The following is a 23,433-nucleotide window of genomic DNA, read 5'->3' as shown; positions in this document are numbered from 1 at the left end:
ATTTAAGTATTCCCTCACCAAATTCCATTGAAGTCCCTTCTTGTTGTAATTTAGTCATCTCAGATCCTCATTCTAGTTGTTCATCTTTTATCGAAACAATCAATCGTCCGTTTGTATGCTTTTAAATGATAAACTTAGTTGCTGAACTGTTTCTTCACTTAACTCCAATTCCCAGTGCATAATCTTATTCCTGTCACCTTCTCATCCTTATGTCTTTCTCGAGAACCGTACCAATTTAGGGAGAACATGTATATTTTTCATCATTATTCGACAACATTTGCATAAAACTTGACTGAATTTTCTCTTTAATGTTACCTTCAATATGGTTAACCAAAAGTTTACTATTTAAATTGTTAGATAGATTGGTTGTTTATATGCGAATAAATATTATTAAACTAGTATTCCTAGGCATTAGTTGATAATATACCTAAACCGCAATAATGCAGACTTATCCGTGGTTGCTTACACGAAAGCTGTGGATATGTCAGAAAACGGTTATTTCGCCCATACATCACCAACATACGGAAGTCCCTTTGATATGATGAAGGCTTTCGGAATCACATATGTAGCAGCAGCTGAAAACATTGCGCAAGGCCACAGAACAGCTGAAGCCGTTATGGAAGGTTGGATGGACTCAGAGGGTCACAGAGAAAATATCCTAAATCCAAACTATACTGAAATCGGGATTGGTTATGAAAAGTATGAGCATTACTGGGTGCAAATGTTCATTCAAAATTAATCAACCATTATTCTAACAAAAATGCCTCTTTCCTTATTGGAAAGAGGCGTTTTATTGTAAAAAAAAACTCCTTATACTGAAATTCAGTATAAAGGAGTTTTCCCTTTTGAGCTTTTATAATACTTCTCAAGCGTCCTTGAAAATCATATAAAATACTCATCAACTCATCAAAAATTTCTACTTCGTTAATTATTTCTTAAGGTTGTAGAAAGATTGAAGACCTTTGTATTCAGCTAAATCGCCAAGCTCATCTTCGATACGAAGAAGTTGGTTGTATTTCGCGATACGGTCTGTACGGCTCATAGAACCAGTTTTGATTTGGCCAGCGTTTGTTGCTACTGCAATGTCAGCGATTGTAGAATCTTCTGTTTCACCGGAACGGTGGGATACAACTGCAGTGTAACCAGCGCGTTTTGCCATTTCGATTGCATCGAAAGTTTCAGTTAAAGTACCGATTTGGTTAACTTTAATTAGGATAGAGTTAGCAATACCTTTTTCGATACCTTCAGCAAGCTTTTTAGTGTTTGTAACGAACAAGTCATCACCAACAAGTTGTACACGATCGCCAATGCGCTCAGTTAACAATTTGTGGCCTTCCCAGTCGTTTTCATCTAAACCATCTTCAATAGAGATGATTGGGAATTCGTTGATTAATTCTTCATAGAAGTTAACCATTTCTTCGGAAGAAAGACCATTGCGTCCTTCGCCTGCTAGATCGTATTTCTTAGTTTCTTTGTTGAAGAACTCAGAAGAAGCTACGTCCATTGCAAGGTAGATATCTTTACCAGCTTCGTAGCCAGCTTTAGTGATTGCTTCAATGATTACTTCAAGAGCTTCACGGTTAGAACCAAGGTTTGGAGCGAATCCACCTTCGTCACCTACTGCAGTGTTTAAGCCTTTGTCGTGAAGAACTTTTTTCAAGCTGTGGAATACTTCAGCACCCATACGGATTGCTTCTTTGAAAGTTGGAGCTCCAACAGGCATGATCATGAATTCTTGGAAGTCAACGTTGTTATCAGCGTGAGAACCACCGTTGATGATATTCATCATTGGAGTTGGAAGCTGTTTCGTGTTGAATCCGCCAAGGTAACGGTATAAAGGAATGTTTAGGTAATCAGCAGCAGCGATTGCAGCAGCCATGGAAACACCAAGAATTGCGTTCGCACCTAATTTACCTTTGTTTTCAGTTCCATCAAGGTCGATCATCGCTTTGTCGATTCCAGCTTGATCAAGAACATGCATACCGATGATTTGTTCAGCAATGATATTGTTTACGTTATCTACTGCTTTTTGAACACCTTTTCCAAGGTAACGGTCTTTATCGCCATCACGAAGTTCTACTGCTTCGTATTCACCAGTGGAAGCACCACTTGGTACCATAGCACGGCCGAATGCGCCAGATTCTGTTTCAATTTCTACTTCAACTGTTGGGTTACCACGGGAGTCTAATACTTCACGTGCATAAACGTCAATAATAATTGGCATTAAATTTCTCTCCTTTTAATTGGAAAATATAGTACATTTTATAGTTTGTACAACTTACTTTTTAATTAATGATTTTCCAGTCATTTCTTTCGGTTGCTCTACATGCAATAGTTCAAGCATAGTTGGAGCTAAATCACCCAGAATTCCACCGTCACGAAGTTCTACCTCTTTATCAGTGACAATCACTGGAACAGGGTTTGTCGTATGTGCTGTCATCGGATCTCCATCTGGAGTGATTACCTCATCAGCATTACCATGGTCAGCTGTGATAATGGCTTTACCACCCATAGATAGGATTTTATCGACGATTTTTCCAAGGCATTCATCCACAGTTTCAATTGCTTTGATTGTTGGTTCAAGCATTCCGGAGTGCCCAACCATATCAGGGTTAGCAAAGTTTAGGATGATCGCATGATGATTATCTTCATCCAATTCCTTCATAAGGGCTTCAGTCACTTCATAAGCGCTCATTTCAGGTTTAAGGTCATACGTGGCAACCTTTGGAGAATTAATCAAAATACGTTTCTCGCCTGGGAATTCATCTTCACGTCCACCACTCATAAAGAAGGTAACGTGTGGGTATTTTTCAGTTTCGGCAATGCGAAGCTGTTTTAAGTTGTTTTGCGATAAGACTTCACCGATTGTGTTATCCAGATTTGTTGGTTTAAATGCAACATATCCTTTAACAGTTTCACTAAAGTGAGTCAAGCAAACAAAATACAAATTCTGCGGGAATCCTGGACCTCTGTCAAAGCCGCGGAAATCATCATTTGTAAATACGTTAGAAATTTGGATAGCACGGTCAGGACGGAAATTATAGAAAATAACAGAATCATTATCTTCAATTTTCGCCACAGGCTGTCCATCAGCTTTCGTAATTACAGATGGTAGAACGAATTCATCAAAAATCCCATTACGGTAGGAATCCTCTACTACTTCCATTGCGGAAGAATAAGAAGGTCCTTCACCATAAGTCATGGAACGATACGTTTTTTCTACACGATCCCAGCGTTTATCACGGTCCATGGAGTAATAACGTCCTGAAATAGTCGCGAACTGGCCTACACCAATTTCTTTAAACATATTTTCAGTTTGTTGAATGTACTTTTCAGCAGTTTGAGGACCAACATCACGTCCGTCTAAAATGCCGTGTACATAAACATTTGTAAAGTTTTCCTTAGCGCACAAGCGAAGTAAAGCAAATAAATGCTGAATATGGCTGTGTACTCCACCATCAGATAATAATCCCATCAAATGAAGAGCCTTATTATTCTCTCTCGCATGTTGAATCGCGCCTATGAAAGTTTCATTCTTTTCAAATTCACCTTCACGAATCGCAAGGTTTACACGAGTTAAGCTTTGATAAACAATCCGGCCAGCACCGATATTTAAATGGCCAACTTCTGAGTTACCCATTTGTCCTTCCGGCAAACCAACTGCTAAGCCACTCGCTGTCAGGTGATTATGTGGATACTCTGCCCAATAACGGTCAAAGTTAGGCTTTTTAGCCTGTGCCACAGCATTTCCCTGTGTTACATCTCGAGATCCAAACCCATCGAGAATGATTAACGCTACTGGTTTCTTACTCATTTAGAAACAGCCTCCAATAATCCTAAGAAAGAAGTTGGTTCAAGGCTTGCTCCGCCAACTAAAGCACCATCGATATTATCTTCAGAAAGATATTCTTTGATGTTTTCAGGTTTAACAGAACCGCCATATTGAATCCTAATTGCTTCTGCCACCTCAGTTGAAAAGCTTTCAGCGATTGTTTGACGGATATGACCGCAAACTTCATCAGCATCAGCTGCTGTGGAAGACTTTCCTGTACCAATTGCCCAGATTGGTTCATAAGCAACAACTGTTTTCTTAGCTTGTTCTTCAGTTAGGCCCTGAAATGCCTTTTTAATTTGATCAGCTACAAGAGCTTTCGTTTCACCAGCTTCACGCTGCTCCAAAGTTTCCCCACAACACACAATAGGGATTAAATTGTGCTTAAAAGCAGCCAGTGTTTTCTGGTTAACTGATTCATCTGTTTCATTGAACATTTCACGACGTTCGGAATGTCCAATGATAACATAGTCTACCCCTAAATCAGAAAGTGCTTCCGGGCTTACTTCACCCGTATATGCTCCACTTTCTTTAAAGTGCATATTTTGTCCACCAACTTTAAGATCCGTTCCTTTTGTTGCTTTTACAAGCGATTCAAGAAATAGCGGAGAAGAACACACAACCGCATCCACTTTTTCTGGAGTAGGAATGGAACCTTTAACTTCATCTACAAATTGTAAAGCTTCGCCAACCGTTTTATTCATCTTCCAGTTTCCTGCGATAATTGGTTTACGCACTTTTCTCATCCTCTCGTATGTGTCCGTATAATGTATTTATTTGTCGTTTAACGCTACCACACCAGGAAGCTCTTTACCTTCCATGAATTCTAAGGAAGCACCGCCTCCAGTAGAGATGTGGCTCATTTTATCCGCAAGATCGAACTTTTCAACTGCCGCAGCTGAGTCTCCACCACCAATTACGGAGTATGTATTTTCCGCATTTGCAAGTGCTTCTGCTACTGCTTTTGTACCGCCAGCGAATTTATCAAATTCGAATACACCCATTGGTCCATTCCAGATCACGAGTTTGGAATTTTTAATAGTGTCTTCATATAATTTTGCAGTTTTAGGACCGATATCAAGCGCTTGCCAATCAGCTGGAATCGCATCAATATCTACCACTTTAGATTCAGTATCAGGTGAAAATTCTTTTGCAATAACCGCATCCACCGGCATTAAGAAGTTAACACCTTTTTCTTTTGCTTTATCCATAAAGGATTTAGCCAATTCAATTTTATCTTCTTCTAAAAGAGATTGACCTATTTCATAACCTTGAGCTTTGATGAACGTATATGCAAGTCCACCGCCAATGATTAGGTTGTCCACTTTCTCAAGAAGATTATCAATTACACCAATTTTATCTTTTACTTTTGCTCCACCAATAATTGCTGTGAATGGACGTTCTGGATTAGAAAGAGCTTTTCCAAGCACTTCTAATTCTTTTTCCATTAACAAACCGGCTACAGCAGGGATATGTTTTGCAATTCCTTCTGTGGAAGCATGTGCACGGTGAGCTGCACCGAATGCATCATTTACATACACATCTGCAAGATCTGCAAATGCTTTTGCCAATTCTGCGTCGTTCTTTTCTTCACCAGGATAGAAACGTACGTTTTCTAGAAGAAGTACATCGCCATCTTTCATCTGCCCGATTTCAGCTTGTACAGCTTCTCCGTATGCTTCATCCGTTTTCTTAACATCTTTGCCTAGCAATTCGCTTAAACGCGCAGCAACAGGAGTTAAGCGTAACTCTTCTTTTACTGCACCTTTTGGACGGCCCAAATGGCTTGCAAGAATTACTTTTGCGCCTTTTTCAATTAAAAGTTGAATAGTCGGTAAAGCCGCACGAATTCTTGTGTCATCAGTTACTTTGCCATCTTGCATTGGTACGTTAAAATCAACGCGGCAAAATACTTTTTTTCCTTGTACATCAATGTCTTTAATCGATTTTTTGTTCACTTAAATGAACCTCCTTTAAAATAAGGGACCAGCTAAAGACTTAATCAGGTCTGCCCAAACTCTGATTAATTGCCGTTAAAATAAAACAGGGAGAAAGGGGAATTTTCCCCTCTCCCCCCTTAAACAAATTCATTATACCTTTAATAAGGTTTTCTATCTACTCCGTAAAGATTAAAGACCTTTTTTAGCAATGTAAGCTGCAAGGTCAACTACACGGTTGGAGTAACCAGTTTCGTTATCGTACCAAGAAAGTACTTTAACCATGTTGCCTTCCATAACCATTGTAGAAAGAGCATCAATAGTAGAAGATTGAGTAGTTCCATTGTAGTCACGAGATACTAATGGAAGTTCGCTGTACTCAAGAACTCCTTTTAATTCACCTTCAGCAGCTGCTTTCAATGCTGCATTGATTTCTTCTGCAGTTGCTTCTTTTTCTAATTCAGCAACAAGGTCAACAACAGATACGTTTGGAGTTGGTACACGCATAGCCATACCGTTCAATTTACCTTTCAATTCAGGTAATACTAGAGCAACAGCTTTAGCAGCACCAGTAGTTGTAGGGATCATGCTTTCAGCAGCAGCACGAGCACGACGGTAGTCTTTGTGTGGCAAGTCTAAGATTTGTTGGTCATTTGTGTAAGAATGAATTGTAGTCATCATTCCGCGTTTGATACCGAAGTTATCGTTCAATACTTTTGCAAATGGAGCCAAGCAGTTTGTAGTACAAGATGCATTAGAGATTACATCATGGTTAGCTGCGTCATATTTATCTTCGTTAACACCCATAACGATAGTGATATCTTCATCAGATGCAGGTGCAGAAATGATAACTTTTTTAGCGCCAGCTTCAAGGTGTTTTGCAGCATCTGCGCGTTTAGTGAAACGTCCAGTAGATTCAACAACGATATCTACTCCAAGATCTCCCCAACCTAGTTGAGCTGGATCTCTTTCAGCAAGAACTTTCACACGTTGTCCAGCTACTACTAAGTAGTCTCCGTCAACTGTTACATCTTGATCTAAAGTTCCATGAACGGAATCATATTTTAAAAGATGCGCAAGCATTTTTGCATCAGTTAAATCGTTAACTGCTACAACTTCTACTTCCGGATTATTTAACGCTGCACGGAATACGATACGTCCAATTCTACCAAAACCATTAATACCTAATTTTACTGCCATTAGAAGGTTCCTCCTTTTGGAATCTTAGAAATAGATTTAAATTATATTCAAAAGGGTGTTATCCCTTAAGTAACTGTAGTGCCGCACCTTCATCCGTAATTAAGATCGGTTTTTTAGGTGCCATTTTGATATAGGCTTTTATTGCCTTAGCTTTTGAAGCTCCGCCAGCGACGGCGATTACATGTTCCGCATTAACCAGATCATCTAATTGAAGGCCGATTGTATGGACTTTTTGTATTATGTTGCCATCTTCATCGTAATAATATCCAAACGCCTCTCCAATTGCCTTTTTATTCTCAAGCTCCTGAAGACTGTCATCGGATGATTTCCTTCTTTCAGCCATTGTTTTGGCTTCCCCTATACCATGAAGAACGATATTAGCTGATTTCAACAAATTCAATACCTCATGTATAGCAGGTTCACTGGTTAGCGTATTGTATGCTGCTTCACTTAGGTTGTCCGGTACATACAGGACACGATATCGTGAATGCATCTTTTCCGCCATTTGTTCGCAAACTGTATTGGCCTGGTATTGAACACCCTTGCCAAGACCGCCTCTCGCTGGTACAAACAAAATGTCATCCACATCTGGAAGCTCTGAGACATCAGGTAACATTCTTCCTATTGCTGCCATTGTTGTTCCACCTGTTACGGCAATGATATTTTTACCCGTTAAGAGACTTTTCATACGCGAAGCACCGGCACGTCCAAGCTCATCTATTACCCATGGGGATTGGTCACTATCACCGCTAACGATGATTATTTTCTCCAAATTAAGTTTTTCCTGTAATAGGCGTTCCATATCATCTATACCCGATAATTGCCTTATTACACCACCCAGATGGTCGAGTACCTCTTTCCCTTCATTGGTAACAGTCATTCCAGAGCTCGCAATGAGTATAAGATTTTGGTTTTTCAAAAATTCCACTTCGCTGCGCAAAATCCGCTCCGTAATGTTCAAAGTCAGTGATAAGCTTCGTCTGCCTACCGGCTGCAGAGTACGAATCGTTCTTAAGATATTGTATCTTTTTTGCATGACCTCAAATATATCTGGAATTAATTTCTTCTGTAAATGGAGTATTCCGTCCATATCCTTCAAACTCCTTTTATACTTTGGTCATTTTTTGTCCTAGCTAGACGTTTAGCGTCCCAGTTTATGTAAAAAAAATAGCTCCTGATGTAATTCCATTCTAACAGGAGTTTCGAATAGTTGCAAGGTTCTAAATGTGAACATCACGTTAAATAGCGACGAATCTCATCTAAATCTATACGACCGTATTGAATAACCTGATCACTGATTTCGACTACAGGAATCATAAGCCCATATTGTTCCAGTAATTTATCATTGGAATATATATCGACTTCAAGGAGAGTAAACGTCATTTCTCTTTGCAAAATTTTCAAAAGATCCTTTGCCTCTTCGCATAATGGGCAATTCTTTTTTGTATAAAAATGAATGATTGGTACACTCACTCTCTTTCCCCCTGCTCTTTCTTATTTTCTACATTTATAAATTAATTATTCACTAACCTCATATCGTTTTCTTTTTGAAGAAGATGGTATATGAAGCAGAGTCCGATATTTCGCGATTGTCCTCCGTGATACAAGAATACCAAAATCATCCTGAAGTTGCTTTGCAATTGCCTGATCCGATAAAGGTAATGTTTTCTGCTCTGCCTTTATCAACCGCACTATTTCTTGCTTTACTTGTTCTGATGAAGAGTCTTCCAATTGAGTGTTCGGGATGCTGCTCGTAAAAAACATTTTCATATCATAAGTCCCAAATGGCGTCTCTACCACTTTGTCTCTAATCGCCCTGCTTACTGTGGACTCATGCACATCAACCATTTTGGCGATTTCCTTCATAGTTAATGGCTTTAAGGTGACACTTTTTCCAGTATCAAAGAAGGCAGATTGCTTTTCCATGATGGCATAAGTTACACGCCTTAAAGTTTGCTCTCTTTGCTCAATAGCCTTTTTTAGCCAGTTAAGCTCCAATTTCTTTTCGTACATATACTTTTTAGTTAGGTCATCACTTCCATTTATAGGGGAAGTAAATTCATTCGTTTTAAATCTTCTCATTGATAAAACTTTTACAGTGGGTACTCCTTTTGAAACAGAAACACTTACATCCGGTATGAAATATTGGAATTCACCACTATTAAAAGCTGAACCAGGTTTGGGGTTATATGCCTGTATTAAATCAAAAATGGATTGAATATCTGCAATTGTTACACCAACCAGCTTGGCAAGCTCTTTCCACTTTCTATTCACAAGCATATCGAAATGATTAACCAAAACCTCTTCTAGTGGCAGATCATCGATATAATCACGTTTAGCCTGTATGAGCAAACATTCACTTAGATTCCTGGCACCCACTCCGACAGGCTCCAATGCCTGCAAAACAGATAAGGCAACATCCCATTCTGCATGACTAACCTCCACAAGGGATCGAGCTTCCTCAAAGGTAATACGTAAATATCCATTTTCATCGATACAATCAATCAAAAACAATAAAACGCACTCTTCCCTGTCGGTTAATACTTTAAATGGAATTTGGGATCGTAAATAAGATTTTAATGAAACAGTCTCCTCACTGATTTGATTGATTGATGAGTCGCCATATGATCTGCCTGAGACTTTCGGATACTCGTCATCTATTTCAATTAACGGATTCTCAAGTGCTTTTCCATCGATATAGGCAGCTAATTCAATTGCCGGGTATTGAAGCAAGTTTATTGCCTGATTTAATTCCGGCGTCATCGTCAGCTTTAACTTTTGTTGCTGGTACAAACCAAACTCTACGTTCAAATCCCTGCCCCCTTATAATAAATCGCTTACATTAATAGTAGTAAATAGGAAGGAGCAGAGCAAGAAAAAGGAGGATATATTTACAAAATATTGAATTGACATTAAGGCATAAATTTGAATTATAACTTCATTTCTACTAATGTATTTTTCTTAATCTCTGAAAAAACAACTACATAAGATTAAGTTCTTTTAGATGAATTGCATATGGAAATACTGAAGACTAATGTTGGCTCTACCGTTTTACGTTATTAACTTATTTATCTTTAAGTAACAATATATTATCTCTAACATTGGATAATCTAGGGCCTGCCATAGGCTCATTATTGGCAATTAACTTTAATCCTGAACGAATAAATGGTACATTATCCATCACGATTGCGTTGTGTCTTTTTAAACTTGTATTAATAATGATGTTGTTATTTTTCACCTTTTTCGATAAAAATTGATTCAAACTTAAAGCTTCCAGATATTGTTCATCTCCGACTCCGGTATATAGATAGATAGTCGTATTTAAATAATTTTCTTCTATATAGAGAGATTCATTAAAAAATATTTCATTGAAATACGTTTCAATTTCTTTATTACTATCTGGAAAGAAAAGTGATTTGTATTGCGCTAAATGTAAATCAATATAATCAACGGTATGTACTTGTGGTACTATCGAATATACATGGTCAATTTTTGGGTTTATTAATCCATACAACAATGCCCCAGTCCCACCCTTACTACTTCCGAAAGATGTAACTGAGGTGTAACCTTTGGAAGTAATAAAGTCCTCTAATTGTTTGTTGAACTCTTCAATAATACTTCTACCGGAATCGAACATATACCAACCGTAGCTTTTTGAAAAATAATCTTCAATATAGAGGTAATCAGCATACGTTCTTTCGCTAAGTTTATACCAGTTATATTTACTGTGTGCTTCAATGATCTCTTTTTCATCAATTTGATTTTTTAATATCTTATCAAACATTTCTTTTGAGATCCTACCAGCACTTTGGAAAATAATAATTAACTTTTTTGAATTATTAGAAACCAACTTCCCTTGTATCATCAACTATCCTCCAGGTGTATCATTTCTATCCAATTAATTATATTATAAGGAATATTTATAAAACAATATCTAAATAGTTAATAATAAACTGGGGTATGCTTTTTAAGATATTAATACCTCTTTTAAAAAGAGGAAAGCTGAACCATAAAAAGTATTCCTATTCAACTCAGATATAATGATAATAAGTCAAACCCTAGTGTTACTTTAGCCTTTTAGCGTTTTATAGAAATTCTTTAATATCCTGCATGGGACATTCAGAATCAATCTCCTTATTTAGTAATGTGTCTCTTTACAATCATCACAAAAGGTTAGCCATGGTTATATGCATGGTATATGCCCAGAAAATAAAAACACCTCTACGCAATAAAACAGCGCAGAGGCAATAAAAGCATAAAATGTTAAATTTCCCAAAAAATATTATACGCCCTCGGAGGGAATCGAACCCCCATCGTAAGAACCGGAATCTTATGTTCTATCCATTAAACTACGAGGGCAAAATGTTAGCCTACAAAATTATATTATAAGGAAGAGAAAGTCTTTTTGCAAGAACTATTCCTTAGGTTTATAAGCCTTTATGTTGGGTAAGATGGATATCAGGGATTATTTTGTTTCCATACATAGAATCAGCTGCAAATTAAGCGCAGACCAATCAGATAAACTAGACATCAGTCCTTAATAAAAAACATATAGTAATGTAAGCGTCTTTTGTTTGACCTTTATTGACCATAAAGTGTATGATAAAGTCAAAGCCAAATGTATTATTTTTTTACATATAAGGAGGAGAAAATAAATGAATTTAATTCCTACAGTTATTGAACAAACAAATCGCGGGGAACGCGCATACGATATTTATTCCCGTTTATTAAAAGACCGGATTATCATGCTTGGAAGTGCAATTGATGACAATGTTGCCAACTCTATCGTTGCCCAATTATTGTTCCTTGAAACTGAAAACCCAGAGAAAGATATATATCTTTACATCAATAGCCCAGGCGGAAGCATCACAGCTGGTATGGCAATCTACGATACAATGCAATATATTAAACCAAAGGTTTCTACGATCTGTATCGGTATGGCTGCTTCAATGGGTGCATTCCTTCTTGCTGCCGGCGAAAAAGGAAAGCGTTTTGTGTTACCAAACAGTGAAGTGATGATTCACCAACCACTTGGCGGAGCTCAAGGACAAGCGACTGAGATTGAAATCGCTGCTAAACGCATTCTCTTTATGCGTGAGCGCTTAAACAAAATTTTGGCTGAACGTACTGGTCAATCTTATGAAACAATTGCTCGCGATACAGAACGTGATAACTTCATGACAGCTGAACGTGCGGTAGAGTACGGATTAGTTGATAAAATTATCACCCGCAATGTAGTAGAAGAAAATAAAAAATAATAAACTGATTAAGAGCTGTCGAGATATTCGGCAGCTCTTTTGTTTTATCAAAAAAATAATGTAGATATCCCCCTCTACTCCCCTACCTCACAATATTTTAGTTCTCTAATTGTTTATCACTTTACCAAATTAAAGTTTGATGTTAATATGAAAGCACAATTTAATAATTAGTCATTCTGAAGAGAGTTTATTGTGTTGAATTTCATACTTAACAATCTCAACCAATAAGCCACCGGAATGATCAAATTATAATTCGGGTATAGAATTATAACGATTTGTACCACTAGCAATAATTTATCTTATTATATTTTTCGCATATTTTTGAAAACAGAAGGGGTCTTTCATCATGAATAATAAAAAATGGGGATTTTGGATATTAACCATGTTTGTTGTCGGCAACATGGTTGGTGGAGGAATATTTATGCTTCCGGCAAACCTAGCTGGTGTTTCTAGTCCGTTTGGAGCATCAATGGCCTGGATCTTAACAGGAGCTGGAGTATTAATGGTTGCTCTTGTATTTGGAAATTTGGCTATCAGAAAGCCGGAATTAAAAACGGGACCGCAAAGCTATGCTCAAGCCATGTTCAGTTCACCAAGGAAAGGGAAAATCGCTGGTTATAGTATTGCTTGGGGTTACTGGGCTGCTAACTGGGCTGCAACGGCATCAGTCATTATCTCGTTTGCCGGGTACTTATCTACCTTCTTCCCAATTATGCAAAGCCAGTACATCCTTTTTTCAAGCGGCAATTTTGATCTGGAATTAGGGAAATTCTTAAACTTTATGGTATGTACAGTTATGCTGTGGGGCATTCACTTTATTCTCTGCAAAAGCTTTAACAGCGCTGGAAAAATCAATTTGCTGGCAACCATCACTAAAGTAATTGGGTTCGCCCTTTTTATCGTCGCAACCATTTTCATATTTGATTCTACTAATATAATGAACGGTAAAGAATTCATCGATGCATCTGGGGTTTCCCATTCATTGGGTGGACAAGTAAATAACGCAGCTATTGCCACGCTATGGGCCTTCATTGGGGTAGAAGCTGCTGTGATGCTATCTAATAGGGCAAAGTCTCAGACTGATGTGAAAAAAGCGACAATCACCGGACTGATTATTGCCATTGCGATCTATATTGGTATAACACTATTAACAATGGGCGCTTTATCCCAAGAGGCATTGCAACAGTCACATAAACCTTTGGTTGATGCTCTGCAAGCTGCAATCGGATCTAGCGGTGCTTATATTTTAGGATTCCTTGCCTTAATTTCATTATTCGGATCCACAGTCGGTTGGATTGTCGTTAGCTCCGAGGTACCATATCAAGCTGCTAAATCCAACTTGTTCCCGGCATTCTTCGGAAAAACGAATAAAAAAGGAAGTCCAGTCAATTCTTTGACTATCACAAACCTTTTAACGCAATTCTTTTTATTCGCTACTGTTTCCGGAACGATAATGGAAGCTTATGAATTCGCAATGGTCGTTGCTACATTAGCTTACTTAATCCCGTATTTCGTTAGTGTTCTTTATCAGGTAAAACTGATTATTACCGGTGAAACATACACAGGGATGAAGCGATCACGATTGATAGATGGCATAATAGCGATAGTGGCTCTTGTATACACCCTATGGGTAATTAAAACCGGAACAGCCGACTTAAAAACCTTCTCGCTCGGTATAGGTTTATTTGTCCTCGGTCTTGTTCTCTATCCAATCCTGATGAAAAACAAGAAACCAAAAGAAATTTCTAGAAGTTTGACAGAAGATAGATAATCATAAGACGAAACCACTCTTTCAAAAAGGGTGGTTTTTTTATGTCTAATTACCCACTTCTTTTTCCTCAACTACTCCTAATCTACCATTTTCTACTATTAAAGAGGTTTTTTAACAGAATAGTTAGAATATTTATAGATGTTAATTAAAATTAAGAGGAGGAAACCATTTGCGAGGAAAATCTATTTTGGCATCGGCCTTCGCTGCTGCTTTAACATTCAGTGCCTTTGCACCAGCCACTTCTGCTCACCAAGTTTCGACAATAAGTAATCATGCTGCAACCGAGACCAGTCATAATCATTCAGTTACCTATACAGGAAGCTCTTTTGATTTAAGCATTGCCAACGAGGAACGATTAATTAAAATGCTTAAAAAGGAAGGTGTTATCAAGAAAAATGCAACAGATAAAGAAGCACAGGCACAGTTGAAAAAGTACCTAAAGAAAAAAGAAGAAAACGCTAAAAAGGACTCATCAAAAAAATTCGATAAGCAAATAAAAGAGTTGCAAAAGAAGTGGAACAAAAAGAAAAAAGGTAAAAAAACTGGCAAAGGTTCCAAACCTAGTAATGGTGTTGTTCAACCAGTAAAAGAAGAGAAATATAAAGGGTCTGTAGTAAAAGATAAAGTTTTGGTTCTGATGATTGAGTTCCCTGATTACAATGGTGACAATGTCAGACCAGAGGATACAGACATGTACTATCAAGATTATACTAAGGATCATTACCAACAAATGATTTTTGGTAAAAAGGGATATACAGGTCCTAACGGCGAAAAGCTAATTTCTATGAAGCAATATTATGAACAGCAATCTGGCGGTAGCTATACCGTAGATGGTGAAGTAGCTGGTTGGTATATGGCTGAAAAACCTGCTGCTGAGTATGGTGGAAATATTCCCACACCTGATGGAAATGACAAGGATGCACGTAGCCTTGTAGAGGAAGCACTTGAAGCTGCAGCAAACGATCCAAATGTAGATTTTGCTGAGTATGATCAGGAAGATCGCTACGATTATGATGGGGACGGCAATAAACGCGAGCCAGATGGATTAATCGATCACTTAATGATTGTCCACTCTGCTGTAGGTGAAGAAGCAGGTGGCGGCACACTGGGTGGAGATGCAATCTGGTCCCATCGTTCGAATTTGGACGGGATATTCGACGGGATATTCCCAATTGCTAATACGGAAACAGACATACCTTACTGGAATGGACAAATGGCTGCTTACGATTACACAATCGAACCAATTGATGGAGCTGCCGGAGTATTTGCCCATGAATATGGTCATGATTTGGGTCTACCGGATGAATATGATACGCAATACTCAGGATCTGGTGAAGCCATCGGCTATTGGTCAATCATGGCAAGCGGCAGCTGGGCAGGTAAAGTTCCAGGAGGAGAACCAACTGGATTCAGCCCATATGCCAAAGAATATCTTCAGGAGAGCCTCGGTGGAAACTGGCTTAATTATGAAGAGGTCGATTTGGATGATCTGACTAGACGGGGATCTGAATTCCTTCTCGATCAAGCCAATACAAAGGGAAGAAACCTGGATGCGCTTAAAGTGAATTTGCCACAAAAGAAGACCACAGTAAATACTCCTTATAGCGGGAAGTATGAATATCATAGCGGAAAAGGTAATAACCTAAATAACTCTTTGGTTACTTCTCTTGATCTAACAAATAAGTCGACAGCCCAGTTATCTTTCAAGACATGGTACCAAATAGAGCAGGATTGGGACTATGCATCTGTTCAAGTGCGTGAAGAAGGACAAACAAACTGGACAGGCGTAGCAGGGAATATAACCACTTCTACTAATCCATATGAACAAAATCCGGGTAATGGTATAACAGGAAACTCCAACGGATGGGTAGATGGTATATTTGATTTAAATGCCTATGCCGGCAAGAAAATTGAATTACGCTTTAATTACTGGACTGATATAGCAGCTATTGAACCAGGTTTTTATGTAGATGACATTACAATTACTGCTGATGGACAGGAACTCGTAAAAGATAATGCAGATACTTCAACCTCTGCCTTTACATTAGATGGCTTCACCAAGAATGAAGGCTTCTATACAAGCGATCAATACTATTTGGCAGAATGGCGAAATCATCAGGGGGTCGATTTAGGACTTGCTCATATCAAACGCGGAGCCAGCCTAATGAAATATGATGGTGGATTAGTAGTTTGGTATGTGGATGACAGCTATTCAGATAACTGGACAGGCAGTCACCCAGGTGAAGGCTTCCTAGGGGTAGTCGATGCTGACCAAGGAACATTAAAATGGAGTGACAAATCCTTAGCTGCAACTCGTTATCAAATTCATGATGCTGCATTTAGATTAGATAAAACAGATAAAATGTATTTGGATTATAAGAGTGTAAATGGTTTAACATTGTCAGATTTTGACACGAAACCATTTTCTGTGTTTGATGATAGCAAAAATTATTTAAATCCTGGCAAACCTGACGCAGGGCGGAATATCCCTGAGTTTGGCGTAAAAATCAAGTTAACGGGTCAAAGCAAAGACCGTACTGTCGGAAAAATTCTTATTAGTAAATAAAGCAGGAAAAGAGGCGGCTTATAGATAGCCACCTCTTTTCTATTTGTATCCTAATGATTCTTCGTATTACTACTCTTTGTCATAAATGCTTCTAAAACCTCTATAGCCTCTTCTTCATCCTGACCATCTGCTGCAAGGGTCACTGTCTTACCTGTACCAATCGCCATACTCATTAATCCCATAATACTTTTTACATTGACCTTCTTTTCTCCATCTATAATAAATATATCAGATGAAAAACGACTTGCCTCCTGAACAAATAGAGCAGCCGGGCGTGCCTGCAAGCCTGTTTTAAGCTGTACAGTGACTTCTTTTTCAATCACAGCGATTCCCCTCCATTAAATATTATTTATATCATAATGCTTGGAATACTTATTTAGATTCACCGGCTCGCAGCTTTTCGGCAATTTCATCTATTTTACGTAGACGATGATTAATACCCGACTTGCTTATTTTATCGCTTGAAACCATTTCCCCAAGTTCTTTTAGGGTTACATCTTGGTATTCGACACGCAGTCTTGCAATTTCACGTAGTTTATCAGGCAATATATCCAGACCAACTGTATTTTCAATATACCGTATATTTTCAACCTGGCGCAATGAAGCGCTGATTGTTTTATTCAAGTTTGCAGTTTCACAATTTACAAGTCGATTTACAGAATTTCGCATGTCTCTTACAATACGAATATCCTCAAATTTCAAGAGTGCATTATGCCCTCCAATAATATTCAGGAATTCAGAAATCTTTTCCGCTTCCTTCAAATAGGTGATAAATCCCTTTTTTCTTTCGAGCGTTTTGCTTTTTAATCCGAATGAGTTCATCAACTCACACAAAGAATCATTATGCTCTTTATATAAAGACGATATTTCCAAGTGATAAGAGGAAGTCTCAGGATTATTAACTGATCCGCCTGCAAGAAATGCACCACGTAAATATGATCGTTTACAGCATTTCTTGTGGATTAATTCCTCGGATATATCATGGATAATCGTAAATTCATTTTCAATGATATTCAAGTCTGTAAGTACTTCCTTCGCTTTCTCAGAAAACCGTACAATATAGACATTATTCTTTTTCAGCTTCATCTTTTTACGAACAAGCAAATCAACCTGGAGATTATAAAGCTTCTTTAAAAACGTATAAATTCTCCGGGCAATCGCTGCATTTTCTGTTTGCACATCCACAATAAGATGACGATTGGAAAAGGATAAGGATCCGTTCATCCGGATTAGCGCAGATAGTTCTGACCGTGCGCAGCACTCTTTTACTTCTAAATTGGTTAATTCTTTTTTTGTTTCCGACGCAAACGACATCCTTTTTTACACCTCAATCCCTTTACAACTTACACTTTATTCTTTTCCTTTAATAAATTATAGATAATAGAAGCAACGACGACTGTATCATGTCTGACACGGTTATTTTGAATCGTTACTATATTATCCTTAATCACTTGCAGTCCCATTTGTTCAAGTCTGTTTATATCAAAGATAACCGGTTGGGCATACTCTTCTTTATATTTTAATTTTAAATGCGCAGGGATATCCTCTTTATTGACTAAGATTGTATCCATACATGACTCACCTAAATGCTCATTTATTACTTTCAAATGGTCACTTGCTGTATAATTCAGGGTTTCCCCTGCTTGAGTCATTAAGTTACAAATATATACCTTGGATGCTTTGGCATTTGCAATTTCAGCTGCAATTGTAGGCACAACCAAATTAGGCAATATACTTGTATAAAGACTTCCCGGCCCCATCAAAATTAAATCTGCCTGTCTGATGGCCTGGATGGTTTCATGAGGAGGCTGAATATGCTCAGGACTGAGGAATACCCGCTTTATGCGTTTCCCGGAGTATGGAATTTTTGATTCACCGGAAACAACCGTCCCATCCTCGAGTTCTGCATGTAGGATTACGCTCTGGTTAGCAGAGGGCAAAACCTGTCCTCTTACATTTAAAACCTTACTCATCTCCTGAATAGCATGTACAAAGTCACCGGTAATAGAAGTCATCGCAGCAAGAATTAAATTCCCTAGCGCATGACCTGATAATTGTTCAGAGCCTGTAAATCTGTGCTGAAACATTTGCTCAATTAATGGCTCTACATCAGACATAGCTGCTAAAACATTCCGTATATCACCAGGAGAAGGGATGTCCAGTTCCTCTCTCAGTCTGCCAGAACTGCCACCATCATCCGCAACGGTCACTATAGCGGTAATGTCGAGAGGATATGCCTTTAGCCCTCTTAATAGGACAGGAAGGCCAGATCCACCACCTATGATGACCACTTTAGGTTGTGCTGATATGGATGTCATCTGTGCGTACCTTCCTTTTATCAATATCACGATGCGTTACACTCGTATGGTACTCATTGTTATACCGTTTACCCAGATATTCAGCTAAAGTTACGGAACGATGCTGGCCTCCAGTACATCCCACAGCGATAATTAACTGGGCTTTCCCCTCACGTTTATATTGAGGAATCATAAAATCAAGTAAATCCGTCCATTTTTCAATAAATTTCTGGGTTTCACTCCATTTCATTACGTAAGAAGAAACCTCTTCATCCAGTCCAGTTTGCGGACGCATATTTTCTATATAAAACGGATTAGGCAGGAATCTTACATCAAAAACTAAATCTGCATCGATAGGGATACCATGTTTGAAACCGAATGACATGATATTAATCGAGAACTCCACCCGTTGATTAACGGAGAATTGTTTGGCAATTTTCTCACGCAGCTCTTTTGGCTTAAAATTTGATGTGTTATAAATCGTTTGAGCACGTCCTTTTAATTCCTCAAGCAAATCTCGTTCAAGTCTAATCCCTTCCAACGGCGATCCTGATGGAGCCAATGGATGAGTACGTCTTGTTTCCTTATATCTTCTTACTAAAACGGAGTCATCCGCATCCAGGAATAAAATTTCAGGAACAAACTTGGAGGATTCATTAAGATCATCCAAGGCTTTGAATAAGTGTTCAAAAAATTCCCTGCCTCGTAAGTCCATTACTAATGCTACCTTATTCATTTTCTTTCCTGAATTGTTCATAAGCTCCATGAATTTAGGAAGAAGCGTAGGGGGAAGGTTATCCACACAGTAGAAGCCCAGATCCTCAAAGCTCTGTATTGCAACTGTCTTACCGGCACCTGACATACCCGTAATAATGACCAACCGATTCTCTGATGCTGCAGTTTCTATTTTTTTCTCTTCCATTAGTTATTCCCCGTTTCTTTCAAGCTTGTAATCGAGTAGTATGAAATCTTCTGTATATTTAAATGTACCTATTAGTATTCCTTGTCCATTCATCATATGATCCAATATTTTGCGATCTCCCTCTGCCATTGGCAATGCCAGAATATCGTTTAAAGGATGCCATTTCAGAATCCCTTCCTCATTCTCCTGATATGCTTCTCCCTCAAATGCGTAGGCACGAAAAGAAAAAAGCATCCATTCATGAACAATTTGGTCATCTTTCATATTAACCATGGTGAAAATGCCTTTTAACTCAGGACGCTCGATTTTCAAATTGGTTTCTTCATAGAATTCACGCATGACAGAGTCATGTATGGATTCTCCAGATTCCATTTTGCCGCCGGGCGCTACCCACCAATTTCTTCTGGGCTTCTGAAGCATAAGGGCCTTGCCATCTGCCATTAACATACAATTGGTTACTCTTTGCAAACTATTTCACCTCAGTTGCTACAGCACAAATTAGATAGACTTCTCTTTATTATACTATTTTAGATGTGCATGAACAATGTACGTTAATCAACATAATTTTTTCAAGTCATCCCTATATTTTTCGACAAACAACAAAAAAAAGCGGCATAGGTTTTATAACCTATGCCAAAAAAATATATAAAAGGGGGTCAATTTCTTATTTTTATTCTACCCCAAATGTATTGCACTTTGATTACAGCTACATTAATTAATAATGACTTTAATGTAAATTTTTTACTCATCCTTCAAGCTATTTTATTTTGCTTGTGCTTTTAATTGCTCCATCAACTCTTCAACATAATGCTGTGCGGATTGAGCGGCTATACTGCCATCACCTGTTGCCGTAACAATTTGTCGTAAATTCTTTTCACGAACATCTCCGGCTGCAAAAATACCAGGAATTTTTGTTTCCATGCGATCATTGGTTTCGATATAACCAGCTTGATTCGTAATTCCGATAGTTTGGAATGGTTTTGTTAACGGCAGCATTCCAATATAAATGAATACGCCATCTGCCGGATACTCGCGCTCAGTACCATCAACAGTGGATATCAATGTTACACTGCCAACCTTACCATCTTTCTCATTAATGCTTTTTAACGTTGTATTCCAAATAAAATCTACCTTTTCATTCTCAAAGGCACGCTGCTGCAGAATTTTTTGAGCACGAAGTTCATCCCTGCGGTGTACAATCGTTACTTTAGAAGCAAAGCGAGTTAAGTACACACCTTCTTCAACAGCAGAATCTCCTCCGCCAATCACGAAAAGTTCTTTGTTCTTAAAGAAAGCTCCGTCACAAACTGCACAATAGGAAACACCGCGACCACCTAGCTCTTTTTCACCTGGTACGCCGATTTTCTTATATTCAGCACCAGTAGCAATAATAATAGTACGCGTTTTATATTGCTTAGAACCAGCATCAATGGTTTTATATTCTTTTCCATCAATAATTTGTTTTACTTCACCATAAGCATATTCTGCTCCAAATTTTTTCGCATGCTCGAACATTTTAGTTGATAAATCTGGTCCAAGAATGGTTTCATATCCTGGATAGTTTTCAACCTCTTCCGTATTCGCCATTTGCCCGCCCGGAATGCCACGTTCAAGCATTAATGTCGAAAGATTGGCTCTTGACGTATATACAGCTGCTGTCATACCCGCCGGTCCGGCTCCAATAATAATTACATCATAAATTTTTTCCTCAGACATTATGAATCACTCCTTCTTACGATAGAACTCGAAGCCTCTCACATTCATTTCATTTCTCGTCTTATCCTCGAACTAATCGTATTAAACTATACATATTAGGTCCAAAAATTTGCTCATTGCAACAATTCGGCTACAAGCTTTACATACTTAGAAAGTGTCGAGTTAGATATTCCATATCGTTCCGCCACTGTTTTTTGAGATTCTTTTTCACCGCGCAGCTTGTGCCATTCGTAATCAATAGCAGCTGCCCATGCAAGTGGATTTGAGAACCGTATACCATTCTCTTTTCCTTCTGCATATACAGAAAACCAGAGAAAATAAAGGCCGGACTCAATCAATTTTACCGGCTGATAAAACCTATATAACGTGTCTGCTACCTCTGCCGCAAAAAATTGACGGTTATCGGATAGCTCGATGCTATTTTTATATTCTCGTTCCATCGCTGTGAAACGTTTATTAGTTTCGTAAGAGGGATGAGTTTTAATTTGATTAAATTCCCCCGAATGACTCGCTAAAAAGAGACCAAACAATCTCTCCTCCAGATACTCACTTTCCAACTTTTTAATGATGGAAGGCGCATGCTCTTCAAATCCAGATTCCTCATCTTCAGTCATTTCGCCCCAAGGCTCAAGTCCCTCTTTATCAGGACTGTATTCAACCACTTTAGCCCAGGCATTTTCAGCAACTCTCTTTTGCCCGATTTGATGGGCAGATTTACTGAGCCAATAATAGAAGGTTCCGTCCCCTTCATAACCCTTTTTCTGCAGCTGGCGAAGCCAGATATAAGCTTCCTCATAATAACCAGTCAGCGCAAAGGTCGCTCCTAATTTTAACCGGTGTTCATCAAGAATAGGTCTGACTTTTTTTAGGACAGCGAAAACCTCATCAAGCTTATCCTGCTCCATCTGATAATGGTAAAAGACCATTCCATTGCACAGAGCATGCAGATTGCCAGGGTTCTTCTCAAGGACTCGATCGAGCGTCTCAAAAGCTTTCTCTGTTTTACCTACATAGAAATAAGCCAGTGCCAAATTATTATAAGCCGACCAAAATTCAGGATATAAATCGATTAATTCTTCAATTTTTTCAACGGCTTTCACAAAATTACCCGCTTCAAGCAACTCACGTGCCGCCTCTTGGCGCATCATTAAATCATCCTGAACTTCCAAGGTCTCTTCTGTTTCATCCGTCTCAAATGTGATTAAATCCAGCAAATCTTCTGCATCCTCACTGAATTCACCAAACTGATCTTTATTTAAATATTCGTTAGCATGCTTATAGGCCTCTTTAAATAAACCCATATGAGCAAAATTATTAGCCAGGAAATAATGGCACTCCGTCATAAACGGATCCAACTCCTGAAGAATATTCTCAAGCAGCTGATTCGAAAACTGATATTCACCTAATTCCGTACAAATCACAGCCAGCTGGCAAGCAATCATCGGCTCACCCGGTTCCAGCTGCAACGCACGGTTCATATATTTCTTAGCTCTATATAATTCCCTTCGCTGGAAAGCTTTTATTCCCTTTGTAAAATAGAACTCTCCCGTGGGGTTAAACGAAACAACTTTTGCCTTATTAGTCAAATTAAAATTATTCCCCATCTAGTCCTCCAAGCACATATACTTTAACCCTACAATTATACCATATTAAGAGAATTATAGAAAGAAAAGCGGAAGGGCCTTGCCCAGGAGCGAGGAGCATAAGACAGAGGCTCGGAGGGGGATGTTTTCCCCCGCAGAGGCTATGCTTATGTCCCGAGCTCCTAGGCCCTGACGCTGGATCGGATGATAAGCGGAGGCGACTGGTCAGCTGCGACAGCATAAGGAGAGGCGATCTTCTCCACCTCCCACCTGCCTTTCACCCAACTATCACCCACCTTTATCCGGGACATCCCCCTGGCATAACCACTACATACCAACACTCCCCCCTGC

19 protein-coding genes, 1 tRNA gene and 1 pseudogene are annotated in these 23,433 nt (G+C 38.6%); 4 read left to right on the top strand and 17 right to left on the bottom strand.

The features are described from left to right. Nucleotides 1-448: 448 nt before the first annotated feature. A pseudogene (locus tag AC4BHA_RS11315) lies at nucleotides 449-739 on the top strand (CAP domain-containing protein); the annotation flags it as partial. Nucleotides 740-928: 189 nt separating this feature from the next. Here the strand turns inward: AC4BHA_RS11315 and eno are convergent. From eno to AC4BHA_RS11265, 10 genes are all read right to left on the bottom strand, one after another. Continuing rightward, nucleotides 929-2,224, bottom strand: a complete 1,296-nt coding sequence (eno, locus tag AC4BHA_RS11310) for a phosphopyruvate hydratase (RefSeq protein WP_066106229.1) — start codon at nucleotides 2,222-2,224, stop codon at nucleotides 929-931. Between the two features lie 54 nt (nucleotides 2,225-2,278). Next, nucleotides 2,279-3,814, bottom strand: a complete 1,536-nt coding sequence (gene gpmI, locus AC4BHA_RS11305; RefSeq protein ID WP_490558635.1) for a 2,3-bisphosphoglycerate-independent phosphoglycerate mutase — start codon at nucleotides 3,812-3,814, stop codon at nucleotides 2,279-2,281. Next, a complete protein-coding gene (tpiA, locus tag AC4BHA_RS11300) occupies nucleotides 3,811-4,569 on the bottom strand; it encodes a triose-phosphate isomerase (RefSeq protein ID WP_490558634.1) in 759 nt (252 codons plus the stop codon). Before tpiA ends, gpmI begins: the two co-directional genes overlap by 4 nt. A 36-nt stretch (nucleotides 4,570-4,605) precedes the next feature. Next, nucleotides 4,606-5,790, bottom strand: a complete 1,185-nt coding sequence (locus AC4BHA_RS11295; protein ID WP_066106220.1) for a phosphoglycerate kinase — start codon at nucleotides 5,788-5,790, stop codon at nucleotides 4,606-4,608. Nucleotides 5,791-5,961: 171 nt separating this feature from the next. Beyond that, nucleotides 5,962-6,969: a type I glyceraldehyde-3-phosphate dehydrogenase gene (gene gap, locus AC4BHA_RS11290; RefSeq protein ID WP_066106217.1), complete on the bottom strand. Its 1,008-nt coding sequence runs from the start codon at nucleotides 6,967-6,969 to the stop codon at nucleotides 5,962-5,964. Nucleotides 6,970-7,027: 58 nt separating this feature from the next. Beyond that, nucleotides 7,028-8,059: a sugar-binding transcriptional regulator gene (locus AC4BHA_RS11285; RefSeq protein WP_066106212.1), complete on the bottom strand. Its 1,032-nt coding sequence runs from the start codon at nucleotides 8,057-8,059 to the stop codon at nucleotides 7,028-7,030. A 143-nt stretch (nucleotides 8,060-8,202) separates the two neighbouring features. Beyond that, the gene (locus AC4BHA_RS11280; protein ID WP_254654715.1) at nucleotides 8,203-8,442 is read right to left on the bottom strand and encodes a glutaredoxin family protein; all 240 of its coding nucleotides are present in this window, start codon (nucleotides 8,440-8,442) and stop codon (nucleotides 8,203-8,205) included. Between the two features lie 45 nt (nucleotides 8,443-8,487). Next, complete coding sequence (gene rpoN / locus AC4BHA_RS11275) at nucleotides 8,488-9,780, bottom strand: RNA polymerase factor sigma-54 (RefSeq protein ID WP_490558633.1); 1,293 nt, start codon at nucleotides 9,778-9,780, stop codon at nucleotides 8,488-8,490. A 253-nt stretch (nucleotides 9,781-10,033) separates the two neighbouring features. Next, the gene (locus AC4BHA_RS11270) at nucleotides 10,034-10,834 is read right to left on the bottom strand and encodes an alpha/beta hydrolase family protein (protein ID WP_490558632.1); all 801 of its coding nucleotides are present in this window, start codon (nucleotides 10,832-10,834) and stop codon (nucleotides 10,034-10,036) included. Between the two features lie 422 nt (nucleotides 10,835-11,256). Next, nucleotides 11,257-11,328: transfer RNA gene (locus AC4BHA_RS11265), tRNA-Arg, on the bottom strand. 296 nt (nucleotides 11,329-11,624) lie between these two features. Here AC4BHA_RS11265 and clpP point away from each other — a divergent pair. From clpP to AC4BHA_RS11250, 3 genes are all read left to right on the top strand, one after another. Continuing rightward, entirely contained in the window at nucleotides 11,625-12,227 is a 603-nt protein-coding gene (gene clpP, locus AC4BHA_RS11260; protein ID WP_066106206.1) for an ATP-dependent Clp endopeptidase proteolytic subunit ClpP, read from the top strand. A 346-nt stretch (nucleotides 12,228-12,573) separates the two neighbouring features. Then, nucleotides 12,574-13,998 (top strand): amino acid permease, encoded by a 1,425-nt coding sequence (locus AC4BHA_RS11255; RefSeq protein ID WP_140461771.1) that lies wholly within the window; start codon nucleotides 12,574-12,576, stop codon nucleotides 13,996-13,998. Between the two features lie 169 nt (nucleotides 13,999-14,167). Next, nucleotides 14,168-16,564: an immune inhibitor A domain-containing protein gene (locus AC4BHA_RS11250; protein ID WP_148630648.1), complete on the top strand. Its 2,397-nt coding sequence runs from the start codon at nucleotides 14,168-14,170 to the stop codon at nucleotides 16,562-16,564. Nucleotides 16,565-16,614: 50 nt separating this feature from the next. Here the strand turns inward: AC4BHA_RS11250 and AC4BHA_RS11245 are convergent, their stop codons facing one another. From AC4BHA_RS11245 to AC4BHA_RS11215, 7 genes are all read right to left on the bottom strand, one after another. After that, on the bottom strand, nucleotides 16,615-16,887 hold the full coding sequence (locus AC4BHA_RS11245; RefSeq protein ID WP_148630645.1) for an HPr family phosphocarrier protein: 273 nt from the start codon (nucleotides 16,885-16,887) through the stop codon (nucleotides 16,615-16,617). 49 nt (nucleotides 16,888-16,936) lie between these two features. Beyond that, nucleotides 16,937-17,878 (bottom strand): DNA-binding protein WhiA, encoded by a 942-nt coding sequence (gene whiA, locus AC4BHA_RS11240; RefSeq protein ID WP_148630643.1) that lies wholly within the window; start codon nucleotides 17,876-17,878, stop codon nucleotides 16,937-16,939. Between the two features lie 29 nt (nucleotides 17,879-17,907). After that, nucleotides 17,908-18,882 (bottom strand): gluconeogenesis factor YvcK family protein, encoded by a 975-nt coding sequence (locus tag AC4BHA_RS11235; RefSeq protein ID WP_302621342.1) that lies wholly within the window; start codon nucleotides 18,880-18,882, stop codon nucleotides 17,908-17,910. Continuing rightward, entirely contained in the window at nucleotides 18,857-19,783 is a 927-nt protein-coding gene (gene rapZ / locus AC4BHA_RS11230; protein ID WP_373925482.1) for an RNase adapter RapZ, read from the bottom strand. Before rapZ ends, AC4BHA_RS11235 begins: the two co-directional genes overlap by 26 nt. Before the next feature lie 3 nt (nucleotides 19,784-19,786). Next, on the bottom strand, nucleotides 19,787-20,251 hold the full coding sequence (locus AC4BHA_RS11225) for an 8-oxo-dGTP diphosphatase (protein ID WP_140461775.1): 465 nt from the start codon (nucleotides 20,249-20,251) through the stop codon (nucleotides 19,787-19,789). A 294-nt stretch (nucleotides 20,252-20,545) separates the two neighbouring features. Then, nucleotides 20,546-21,499 (bottom strand): thioredoxin-disulfide reductase, encoded by a 954-nt coding sequence (trxB, locus tag AC4BHA_RS11220; RefSeq protein ID WP_066106186.1) that lies wholly within the window; start codon nucleotides 21,497-21,499, stop codon nucleotides 20,546-20,548. Nucleotides 21,500-21,612: 113 nt separating this feature from the next. Then, nucleotides 21,613-23,103: a tetratricopeptide repeat protein gene (locus AC4BHA_RS11215; RefSeq protein WP_066106184.1), complete on the bottom strand. Its 1,491-nt coding sequence runs from the start codon at nucleotides 23,101-23,103 to the stop codon at nucleotides 21,613-21,615. Between the last annotated feature and the right edge of the window lie 330 nt (nucleotides 23,104-23,433).

This window comes from Pradoshia sp. Z3_51 (assembly GCF_058215915.1).
Note: the sequence above shows the minus strand (reverse complement) of the source record. Positions and strands in the feature narration are given on the sequence as shown.